This window comes from Rhodobacter sp. (genome assembly GCA_020637515.1).
Taxonomy (GTDB): domain Bacteria; phylum Pseudomonadota; class Alphaproteobacteria; order Rhodobacterales; family Rhodobacteraceae; genus Pararhodobacter.
On sequence record JACKKG010000001.1, the window covers coordinates 2,856,773 to 2,867,683 of the forward strand.

11 protein-coding genes are annotated in these 10,911 nt (G+C 67.6%); 6 read left to right on the forward strand and 5 right to left on the reverse strand.

Going from position 1 to position 10,911, the window contains the following annotated elements; all coding sequences use genetic code 11:
• The first annotated feature begins 105 nt into the window (after positions 1 to 105).
• From H6900_13970 to sulP, 6 genes are all read left to right on the forward strand, one after another.
• Positions 106 to 837, forward strand: a complete 732-nt coding sequence (locus H6900_13970) for a PIG-L family deacetylase (protein MCC0074387.1) — start codon at positions 106 to 108, stop codon at positions 835 to 837.
• Positions 838 to 932: 95 nt separating this feature from the next.
• The gene (locus H6900_13975; protein ID MCC0074388.1) at positions 933 to 1,604 is read left to right on the forward strand and encodes a 4-carboxy-4-hydroxy-2-oxoadipate aldolase/oxaloacetate decarboxylase; all 672 of its coding nucleotides are present in this window, start codon (positions 933 to 935) and stop codon (positions 1,602 to 1,604) included.
• Between the two features lie 109 nt (positions 1,605 to 1,713).
• The gene (locus H6900_13980) at positions 1,714 to 2,778 is read left to right on the forward strand and encodes a 4-oxalomesaconate tautomerase (protein MCC0074389.1); all 1,065 of its coding nucleotides are present in this window, start codon (positions 1,714 to 1,716) and stop codon (positions 2,776 to 2,778) included.
• Positions 2,779 to 2,849: 71 nt separating this feature from the next.
• The gene (locus H6900_13985; protein MCC0074390.1) at positions 2,850 to 3,515 is read left to right on the forward strand and encodes a Crp/Fnr family transcriptional regulator; all 666 of its coding nucleotides are present in this window, start codon (positions 2,850 to 2,852) and stop codon (positions 3,513 to 3,515) included.
• A 211-nt stretch (positions 3,516 to 3,726) separates the two neighbouring features.
• Positions 3,727 to 5,406 (forward strand): TIGR01244 family phosphatase, encoded by a 1,680-nt coding sequence (locus H6900_13990; protein ID MCC0074391.1) that lies wholly within the window; start codon positions 3,727 to 3,729, stop codon positions 5,404 to 5,406.
• Positions 5,407 to 5,446: 40 nt separating this feature from the next.
• Positions 5,447 to 7,189 (forward strand): sulfate permease, encoded by a 1,743-nt coding sequence (sulP, locus tag H6900_13995; GenBank protein ID MCC0074392.1) that lies wholly within the window; start codon positions 5,447 to 5,449, stop codon positions 7,187 to 7,189.
• Between the two features lie 110 nt (positions 7,190 to 7,299).
• Here the strand turns inward: sulP and H6900_14000 are convergent, their stop codons facing one another.
• The 5 genes from H6900_14000 to H6900_14020 form a co-directional block, all read right to left on the reverse strand.
• On the reverse strand, positions 7,300 to 7,833 hold the full coding sequence (locus tag H6900_14000; protein ID MCC0074393.1) for a holin family protein: 534 nt from the start codon (positions 7,831 to 7,833) through the stop codon (positions 7,300 to 7,302).
• Positions 7,824 to 8,435, reverse strand: coding sequence for a peptidoglycan-binding protein (locus H6900_14005; protein MCC0074394.1), 612 nt, complete (start codon positions 8,433 to 8,435; stop codon positions 7,824 to 7,826). The genes H6900_14000 and H6900_14005 overlap by 10 nt, the downstream gene beginning before the upstream one ends.
• 79 nt (positions 8,436 to 8,514) lie before the next feature.
• A complete protein-coding gene (ccmE, locus tag H6900_14010; GenBank protein ID MCC0074395.1) occupies positions 8,515 to 9,024 on the reverse strand; it encodes a cytochrome c maturation protein CcmE in 510 nt (169 codons plus the stop codon).
• A gap of 79 nt (positions 9,025 to 9,103) precedes the next feature.
• Positions 9,104 to 9,916 (reverse strand): aspartate/glutamate racemase family protein, encoded by an 813-nt coding sequence (locus H6900_14015; protein MCC0074396.1) that lies wholly within the window; start codon positions 9,914 to 9,916, stop codon positions 9,104 to 9,106.
• A 9-nt stretch (positions 9,917 to 9,925) separates the two neighbouring features.
• A complete protein-coding gene (locus H6900_14020) occupies positions 9,926 to 10,864 on the reverse strand; it encodes a lysophospholipid acyltransferase family protein (GenBank protein ID MCC0074397.1) in 939 nt (312 codons plus the stop codon).
• Positions 10,865 to 10,911: the final 47 nt, after the last annotated feature.

Genomic DNA, 10,911 nt, shown 5'->3' on the forward strand with positions numbered 1-10,911 from the left:
CCCTGGAATCGACTATAGCACGCCCTTATGCCCGTGCACGGCTTTCCGATTTGCCAAGCGCGGGCCCGATCCGCAATCTTCCGGCAAGCTTCCGGAGGAGACATCATGTCGCAGAACAAGACCGCGCTCATCGTCAGCGCCCATGCCGCCGATTTCGTCTGGCGCTGCGGCGGCGCCATCGCCCTGCACGCCGAACTGGGCTACAACGTCACCGTCGTCTGCCTGTCCTATGGCGAGCGCGGCGAAAGCGCCAAGCTTTGGAAAGAGGGCAAGACCCTGGACCAGGTGAAGGCGATCCGCAAATCCGAGGCCGAGGCCGCCGCCAAGGTGCTTGGAGTGCACGATCTGGTCGAATTCGACCTGGGCGACTATCCGATGGACTTCACCCGCGAGACGCGCATGAAGCTGGTCGATGTGATGCGCAAGGTGCAGCCGTCGTTCATCATGTCGCATTCGAAATGGGACCCCTACAATTCGGATCACATGCAGACCACGCAGATCGTGCTGGAATGCCGCGCCACCGCGCAGGCCTGGGGCCATAACCCGGGCGAAAAGGTGCTGGGCGCGCCGCAGGTCTACCTGTTCGAGCCGCACCAGACCGAACAGATGGGCTGGAAGCCCGACGTGTTCCTGGACATCACCTCGGTGTGGGACAAGAAGCGCGCGGCGATGGAGGCGATGAACGGCCAGGTCCATCTGTGGGACTTCTACACCCGCGCCGCGCAGCAGCGCGCCAACCATTTCAAGCGCAACTCGGGCGGCCAGGCGGGCGGTCGTGACTGCAAATACGCCGAAGGGTTCGAATCGATCTTTCCGCGCACGGTGGACGTGCTTTGAAACGCGCGTCGCGCGGGGGCAAGCGCCGCGCGGCGTGACCGCGCACAGGCCGGCAAGCGGCCTGTGCGAACCTACTTCAGGCGAAAGGGCAAAGCATGGGCGTAGTCGTTCAGAAGATCGAGCGCGCGGACACGGGGCTGATCGAGGCCCTGGGCCGCGCCGGTGTCGCCACCGTGCACGAGGCGCAGGGGCGCACCGGGCTGATGGGCGCCAGGATGCGGCCGATCCAGCAGGATCTGACGATCGCGGGCAGCGCGGTGACGATCTCGGCGCCGCCTGGCGACAACTGGATGATCCATGTCGCCATTGAACAGTTGCAGGCGGGCGACGTGATGGTGCTGGCGCCGACCTCGCCTTGCGACATGGGTTATTTCGGCGACCTTCTGGCCACCAGCGCGATGGCGCGCGGCTGCCGGGCGCTGATCATCGACGCGGGCGTGCGCGACACGCGCGACCTGCGCTCCATGGGGTTCGGCGTGTGGTCCACCGCCGTATCGGCGCAAGGCACGGTGAAGGAGACGCTGGGATCGGTCAACGTGCCGGTGGTCTGCGCGGGGGCGCTGGTCAACCCGGGCGACGTGGTGATCGCGGATGACGACGGCGTCGTCATCGTGCCGCGCGCGAAGGCGGCCGAGGTGCAGGCGGCGGCGCAGAAGCGGCTCGATGCCGAGGAGGCCAAGCGCCAGCGGCTGGCCGCGGGCGAGCTGGGCCTCGACATCTATGCGATGCGGCCGCGGCTGGCGGACAAGGGGCTGACCTACATCTGACGGAGCGTCGGGGGGCTGCCGCCCCCCGAACCCCCCGCCCAAAGGGGGTTTTCCACCCCCTTTGGATACCCCCGAGGATATTTCGGGCACAAAGAGGAAAGGGCGCGTGATGGATCCGGTGCTGGACGGCATTCCCTGTCTGTGGATGCGGGGCGGGACCTCGAAAGGGGCGTATTTCCTGGCGTCGGACCTGCCGGCAGACGCGGCCCTGCGCGATGCGCTATTGCTCAGGATCATGGGCAGTCCCGATCCGCGGCAAGTGGACGGGATCGGCGGCGCGGACCCCTTGATGTCCAAGGTGGCGATCCTGGCGCCACCCTCGCGCCCGGATGCGGATCTGGACTATCTGTTCCTTCAGGTCTTTGTGGATCAGGCGTTGGTCTCGGATGCGCAGGCGTGTGGCAACATCCTGGCCGGGGTCGGCCCCGCGGCCATCGAGCGCGGACTGGTGGCGGCGCGCGGTGACGAGACGACGGTGCGCATTCACATGCTGAACACGGGCGAAGTATCGACCGCGCGGGTGCAGACCCCGGACGGGCGCGTGCGTTATGACGGCGACGCGCATATCGACGGGGTGCCCGGCACCCACGCGCCGATTCCGCTGATGTTCCAGAACATCGCCGGGTCGATGTGCGGCGCGCTGCTGCCCTCGGGGTCGGCGGTGGATGTCATCGACGGCGTGCGCTGCACGTTGATCGACAACGGCATGCCCTGCGTCATCATGGCGGCCGCCGATTTCGGCCTGACCGGGCAGGAAAGCCGCGAGGCGCTGGACGCCAACACCGACCTGAAGGCGCGGCTCGAGGCGATCCGCCTCAAGGTCGGGCCGATGATGGCCCTGGGCGACGTGACCGAGAAGTCGGTGCCGAAGATGACCCTGGTGTCGGCCCCCGCGCAGGGCGGCGCGATAAACACGCGCAGTTTCATTCCGCACCGTTGCCATGCCTCGATCGGGGTCTTTGCCGCGGTCAGCGTGGCCACCGCCTGCACCCTGCCCGGCTCGCCCGCCGCCGCCCTGGCGCGGGTGCCCGCCGACGGGCGCTTTCTGATCGAACACCCGACCGGCGCGGCCGAGGTGCTGATCGAAACCGACGCGCAGGGCCGCGTGACCGGCGCCGGCACGTTGCGCACTGCGCGCAAGCTGTTCGACGGGCGCGTCTTTCCGCGCGCGTGAAGAGGCTTGCGCAGCGCGGCAGGACGCGGAATAAGGGCGCGCAACCCACCCCGCGCATTGCCCGGACCCCCATGCCTGACACCGCCTGGATCGACCGCTTCGAGGGCCTCGCCAAGCTGCCCGAGTCGATCCGTGCCAGTCTGGCGGATCGCGGGCACATGCTGCATGTCGCCAGGGGCACCGTGCTGTTCGCACCGGGGATGGAGCCGATCAACCTGCTGCTGCTGCTGGAGGGCACGGTGCGGGTTCAGCAAAGTTCGGACAGCGGGCGCGAGATCGTGCTCTACCGGGTCGAGGCGGGGGAAAGCTGCGTGTTGACCTCGGCCTGTCTGCTGGCGCACGAGGATTACGCGGCAGAGGGCGTGGCGGAAACCGACGTGACCGCAGTCGCCATCCCGCGCGCGATCTTCGACGATCTGGTGGGCCGGTCGCGGCAATTCCGGGACTTTGTCTTTCAGGCCTATGCGCGGCGCATGACCGACCTGTTTCGCGTCATCGACGAAGTCGCCTTCGGGCGCATCGACGTGCGGCTGGCGGAACGCCTGCTGGCCCTGGCCCGGGGCACCGGCGCCGTGCAGGCCACGCATCAGCAACTGGCGGCAGAGCTGGGCACCGCGCGCGAGGTGGTGTCGCGGCAGTTGACCGAATTCCAGCGCCGGGGCTGGATCGGCCAGTCGCGCGGGCTGGTGACGCTGACCGATCCCCAAGCCTTGGCGACGGTGGCCGCCCCGGGCTGAAGCGCCGGTCCGAGGCCCCGCCCCTGCCCCGGGTTCGGGCCCCGGGTTCGGGCCCGGCCCATCGCGGTGCGGCGAGATCATTCATACATTTATTTTCTTGAATGTGACAAACTCACTGACCGCGACCGGCATAACCTTTACCTCAGCCCCAGCTTTTCGGACCGCGCCCGCGCGCGCGGCCGGGATTTCCCCTTTTGCCGATGAGGAATGCATGGATCCGAGGAAAATTTCCGACCTGTTGTCGGTCAGCCCGCAGATTGCGCCCGAAGATGTCGCCAAGGCCCGCGCGGCGGGGTTTCGCGCCATCGTCTGCAATCGCCCCGACGGCGAAGGGGCCGATCAGCCCAGCTTCGAGGAAATCGAAGCCGCCGCGCGCGCGCAGGGCATGGAGGCGCGCTATATCCCCGTGACCGCCGGCATGGTGCGCGATGACGACGCCGAGGCGATGGGCGTCGCCATGCGCGAACTGCCGGGCCCGGTGCTGGCCTATTGCCGCACCGGCACGCGCTCGGCCACGCTGTGGTCGCTGAGCGAGGCCAGGACGCGCCCGATCACCGACATCCTGGCGATGACCAAAGCCGCCGGCTACGACATGAACGGTGTCGCGCGGCGCATCGCCAATGGCGGCAAGACCCCCACCGACACGGGCGACGCGAAATTCGACGTGGTGATCGTCGGCGCGGGCGCCGGCGGGATCTCGGTTGCGTCCAGTCTGAAGGCGCGCAAGCCCGATCTGGACATCGCCCTGATCGATCCGGCCGACATCCACTATTATCAGCCCGGCTGGACCATGGTCGGCGGCGGTGTGTTCGACGCCGCGGTCACGGCCCGCACCATGGGCGAGTTGATTCCCCGCGGCGTGCATTGGATCAAATCCGCCGTCGCCGCCTTTGAGCCGGCCAACAACGCGGTCATCCTGGACGGGTGCCGGGTGGTGAAATACGACCGGCTGATCGTGTCCCCGGGGTTGAAACTGGACTGGGGGCGGATCGAGGGGCTGGTGGAAACCCTGGGACGCAATGGCGTCACCTCGAACTATCGCTATGACCTGGCGCCCTATACCTGGGAGCTGGTGCAGGGGCTGAAATCGGGCCGGGCGATCTTTTCGCAGCCGCCGATGCCCATCAAATGCGCGGGTGCGCCGCAAAAGGCGATGTATCTCAGCGCCGACGCCTGGTTGCGGCGCCGCGTCCTGAAGGACATCGAAATCCAGTTCAACAACGCCGGCGGCGTGCTGTTCGGGGTCAAGGATTACGTCCCCGCGCTGGAGGGCTATGTCGCGAAATACGGCATCAAGACCAATTTCTTCCACACGCTGATCGCCGTGGACGGGCCGGGCCGCACGGCGACCTTCCGCGTCGCCAGGCCGGACTCCGAGCCCGAGACGGTGACCACGGACTTCGACATGCTGCACGTCGTGCCCCCGCAGGTCGCGCCCGATTTCATCCGCGTCTCGCCCCTGGCCGACGCGGCGGGTTGGGTGGATGTCGATCAGAACACCCTCAGGCACAAGAGTTTCGACAACATCTGGTCGCTCGGCGACGTGATGAACGCGCCCAACGCCAAGACCGCCGCCGCCGCGCGGATGCAGGCGCCGGTCGTGGCGCAGAACGTGGCCGACGACATCGACGGCAAGGGCCCGACCTCCAGCTACAATGGCTATGGCTCGTGCCCGCTGACGGTGGAGCGCGGCAAGATCGTGCTGGCCGAATTCGGCTATGGCGGCGTGCTGTTGCCCAGTTTCCCGAAATTCGTGATCGACGGCACCAAACCTTCGCGCGCGGCCTGGCTGCTCAAGGAAAAGCTGCTGCCGCCGGTTTACTGGAAGGGGATGTTGCGCGGCAAGGAATGGATGGTGAAACCCGAAAAGATCACCGCCCGGACCTCGTGAGGCGCCCCGACCCGATACCCCGAGACTGAAAGAAAAGACCATGTCCTTCCGTTTGAGCCAATATGTCCCGGTGCTGGACTGGGGCCGCACCTACAACCGCGAGGCGCTGTCGAACGACCTCGTGGCCGCCGTGATCGTGACGATCATGCTGATCCCGCAATCGCTGGCCTACGCGCTGCTGGCCGGCCTGCCGCCCGAGGCCGGGATCTATGCGTCGATCGTGCCGATCATCTTCTACGCGATCTTCGGCACCTCGCGCGCGCTGGCCGTCGGGCCGGTCGCGGTGGTGTCGCTGATGACCGCCGCCGCGATCGGCAACATCGCCGAGACAGGCACGATGGGGTATGCGCTGGCGGCGCTGACGCTGGCGTTCCTGTCGGGCGCGTTCCTGTTGTTCCTGGGGGTGTTCCGGCTGGGGTTCCTGGCGAATTTCCTCAGCCACCCGGTGATCGCGGGTTTCATCACGGCCTCGGGCATCCTGATCGCGTCGAGCCAGTTGAAGCATATCTTCGGCATCAGCGGCGGCGGGGACAACCTGATCGAGGTGCTGGAATCGCTGTTCGCGCATCTGGGCAACACCAATCCGATCACCCTGGCCATCGGGATCAGCGCCACGGCGTTCCTGTTCTGGGTGCGCAAGGGGCTGAAACCCCTGCTGCGCAAGGCCGGTCTGGGGCCGAAACTGTCCGACATCCTGACCAAGGCGGGCCCGGTCGCGGCGGTCCTGGTCACGACGCTGCTGACCTGGGGGCTGGGCCTGGCGGATCGCGGCGTGTCGGTCGTGGGATCCGTGCCGCAATCGCTGCCACCGCTGACGATGCCGTCCTTCTCGCCCGATCTGCTGAAGCAACTGCTGATCCCGGCGATCCTGATCTCGATCATCGGCTTCGTGGAATCGATCTCGGTCGCGCAGACCCTGGCTGCGAAAAAGCGTCAGCGCATCAATCCCGACCAGGAGTTGATCGGCCTGGGCGCGGCGAACCTGGGGGCGGCCTTTACCGGCGGATACCCGGTGACGGGCGGTTTCGCGCGTTCGGTGGTGAACTTCGACGCGGGCGCCGAAACCCCGGCAGCCGGCGCCTATACCGCGGTGGGCCTGGCGATCGCCGCCGTCGCGCTGACGCCACTGGTCTATTTCCTGCCCAAGGCCACGCTGGCCGCGACGATCATCGTCGCCGTCCTGTCGCTGGTGGATTTCTCGATCCTGAAGAAGACCTGGGGCTATTCGCGCGCGGATTTCATGGCCGTCGCGGCGACGATCCTGCTGACGCTGGGGTTCGGGGTGGAGACCGGCGTGTCGGCCGGCGTCGTGCTGTCGATCCTGCTGCATCTGTTCAAGACCTCGAAGCCGCATGTGGCCGAGGTCGGCCTGGTGCCCGGCACGCAGCATTTCCGCAACGTGCTGCGCCACAAGGTCGAAACCGATGACCGGCTGCTGAGCCTGCGCGTGGACGAGAGCCTCTATTTCGTGAACGCCCGCTTTCTCGAGGACATGATCCAGGACCGCGTCACCCGCGACGGGCCGATCCGCCACGTGGTGCTGATGTGCTCGGCGGTGAACGAGGTGGATTATTCCGCGCTGGAAAGCCTGGAATCGATCAACACCCGTCTCAGGGATCTGGGCGTCGGCCTGCATCTGAGCGAGGTGAAGGGCCCGGTCATGGACCGCCTGCGCAAGTCGCATCTGATCGATGACCTCAACGGGCGGGTGTTCCAGTCGCAATTTGACGCCTGGCGCGTGCTGACCGGGGCGCCCCGTCCGGTTCCGGCGGCGGCCGAGTGAGCAGGCACCGGGGGGCTGCCGCCCCCCGGACCCCCCGCCCCAAGGGGGTTTTCCACCCCCTTGGGAATCCCCGGGAGGATATTTCCGGCACAAAGAAACGGACCGGGGTCTCAGTCGAGGCCCCGGTTTTCGTTGGCCTGGGCCATCCAGTCGGCCAGGGCCGGGTTGGCCCGGGCGGCGGCATCCGAAAGCGCGGGTTGCGCGTTCGCCGAAAGGGCGGGCGGCGGCGGCGGGCTGCCGGCCTCGCGGCGGTAATGGGTTTCGCGCGCACCGAAGTAGAAGGCGACGACCGCGCCCAGAAGCCACCACAGCGGTTCGGGCACTGTCGCAAGGCCGCTCATGCGCAGCGTGAAGCCCGCGGGATCGGCCATCGCATAGACGAACAGCCCCAGCGTGCCCAGCGCCAGCGCCGGGCGCGGCAAGCGGTTCAGCCCGTTCACGAAGGCGTCGAACCGCCCGCCGCGCCCGTGCTGGAATTCGGCCGCATAGGCGGCCTGGGTCGCGGCAAAGGCGTCATGGCCCAGTTCCATCTGCCGTGTGGCGTTGGGACGAAAGGCATCGGCGACCTGGGTCACGGCCTGGCCGGCCTCGACCAGCGAACCGGGGCGGAAGAGCCCGCGCAGCAGCGTGCGGATCAGGCCCATGACGCGGTCCTCTGGCGATGCTCGGCCTCGGTGAGGTGATACCGGGGGGCAATGAATTCCTCGGCGCGCAGGATCCAGCCGCCCTTGCCGCCGTCGCGGCGGCGCGCGTAGCGTCTCGAGGCCGGGCGGTGATCGGCGAGGCTGTAGTAATAGTCGCGCCGCGCGATGCCATAGGCATCGGCGATATGGTCGGGGGCGGCGCGCGCGGCCGCCTGCGCGGCGCGGATCGTCTGTGGCCCGATGACCCCGTCCACATCGAGGTCATAGCCCATCGCGATCAGCAGCCGTTGCAGCACCCGCACCGCGTTGCCGCCGGCATTCACATACATGTCGAAAACCGAGGGTTGCAGACCCTCGGGCAGCGCGGCGACGCCGGGGCGGCGATAGTAATGGTCGAGGAATATCTCGATCGCCTGCGCACGCGTCAAGGCGCGCACGTCGGCCTCGGTCACCTGCCCGTCGCGGGTCAGATCCAGCCCAAGGCGCCGCATGGTGTGGATGGTCACGCCGAAATTCGTGGCACCGCCCGGGTCGTTGGGGTCGTTCACATAGCCGCCCTCGCGGGCGACGATCTCTTCGGCCAGGTCGCGCGGTGTGCGCATGGCACCCTCCATTTCCAGGGAAACGGAGGCGAGGATGCGCGCGCAGGGCTAAGGGGGGCTGAGGGCTGCGTGCGTTGCGTCAGGTGCCCGAGGCCGGCGCGGCGGCACCCGTGGCGCCGTAATTGCCGTGATATTCGCATTCGGGGTGCCCCGCGGCGGCCGTGCTCTGCCCGTTGGTCGCCAGCGAATCCGCGACTTCGCGGGGCATGTAGGTCTCGTCGTGCTTGGCCAGGATCTCGGTCGCCTGAAAGACGCCGCCCACCAGCCGCCCGGTGGCCACGGTGCCCTCGTTCTCGCCGAACAGGTCGGGCAGGATGCCGGTGTAGCGCACATCCACGGTCGAGCAGAAATCCGTCACCCGAAACGAGATTTCCTCGCCCTGGCCGCGCACCAGAGAGCCCACCTCGACCATGCCGCCCAGGCGGAACACCTCGTTCGGGGTGGGTGGATCGGCCTGCACCTGGCTGGGCGAACGGAAGAAATTGATCCCGTCCTGAAAGGCGTAGATGATCAGCGAGGTGCTGAGAACCAGCGCCACCGCGGCGATGAGAATGATCTGCACGCGGCGCCGTTTCTTCAGGTTCTTCAATCCGGCCATCGGTGTCCTCCTGCTTGCGAGGGGGAGATAGGCATGCCGCCGCCCCGGGGCAACGGGCCCAAATGCCGCATCATGCGGCGCGGAAGGGAATCCGGCGGCGCAGGAATTGCGTCGCCTTGTGGCCGACCGCGACAGGATCGCCGGTGGTCAGAAAGGCGCTCTCGGTGCCGGGGCCGATCATCTCGGGGTGGCGCTTGAGATAGTCGTCGAGACTGGCCGCCACCAGATCGGGCTGGGAATAGACCTGCACATCGGGGCCGAGGGCGGCGCGAAAGGCGTCCTCCATCAGCGGGTAATGGGTGCAGCCCAGGACGGCGGCCTCGGGGCGGGGCATCCGGCGATGCAGGGCCTCGACATGGGAATGCACCAATGCCTCGGCCAGGATCATGTCGCCCTGTTCGATCGCATCGACCACGCCGCCGCAAGGCTGGGCCTCGACATCGACACCGATCGCGCGAAAGGCCAGTTCGCGCTGAAAGGCGCGGCTGGCGACGGTCGCCGGGGTGGCGAACAGCGCGACATGCTTGACCGCCACCTCGCGCGGCGGGGAATTGTCGCCCCATTGCCGTTCGGTCAGGGCCTCGATCAGGGGCACGAAAACGCCCAGCACGCGCTTGCCCTGCGGGATCCAATGTTCCTGCATCCGCCGCAGCGCCGCGGCCGAGGCCGTGTTGCAGGCCAGGATCACCAGATCGCACCCTTCGTCGAACAGGCGCTGCACGCCGGCGGTGGTCAGGCGATAGATGTCGTCTGCGTCGCGCGTGCCATAGGGCGTGTTCGCGTTGTCACCGAAATAGACGAAGGGCACGTCTGGCAAACGCTTGACCAGCGCATCCAGAACCGTGAGCCCACCGAGCCCGGAATCGAATACGCCTACTGCCATCTGCTGCCTCTATTGCCGGTAATGCGCCTCGAATTCGTGGCCCAGGCGGGCCGGGTCCGAGACCGTCGGCGACAAGTCATACGTCCTGCGACGCAGAAAATCCATGACCTGTTTCGCATCTGACACCGATGTGCGCAGCGCCTCGGCGGGGATCGGTTCGCCCACCGACAGGCGCACCGTGCTGTCCGTCCTGGCCGCGAATTCCCGCACCAAAAGGCCCATGCGCAGGGTCGTGCTGAGATGGCTGGCAACCTGGAACAGCCGCGAATTCTGCCCCTCGAAGCAGATCGGCACCACGGTGGCGCCGGATTTCGCGATCATCCGCGCGGTAAAGCCGCGCCAGACCGGATCCATCGCCTCCGCAAAGGGGCGCGCGCCCGTCGCCACGGTGCCGCCCGGAAAAATGCCGATCGCACCCCCCTGGCGCAGGTAGCGGATCGCAGCGGCCCGGGTTTCCAGATTGGCCGCCTGCGCCGCGCGGGTTCCCGCAAAGTCGATCGGCAGGATCACGCGGCGCAGGTCCTCGGCGCGCTGAAAGACCTGATGCGCCATGATCCGGAATTCGCCCTGGCGCACCGCCGACAGGATGTGCCCCAGGACCAGACCGTCCAGAATGCCGAACGGGTGGTTCGCGACCAGCACCAGCGGCCCGTCTGCGGGAATCGCGCCCAGCGAGCCCCGGATCACATCCAGCCTGAGGCCGAAGCGCTCCATCATCACCCGCCAGACATCGCGCCCCTGCGCCACATCGCCCTGATACCCGGCGGCGCGGCGCATCAGGGCCAGCCGCCCGGTGGCGTTCTCCAGCGCGCGGATCACCAGGCGCGCGGGCACGGACCCGGTGGAATGGGCATAGGTGAAGTCGCGCGTGACGTCCCGCGTGGGGCGCACGGCGGGCGGCTTGCGGGACAGGGTGCGGGGCGGGGTGTCGTGCAGCGCAAAGGTCATGGGGCAACCTCGGTTGGATTGCCCCTGCCCTAGCAACCTTGCATGAC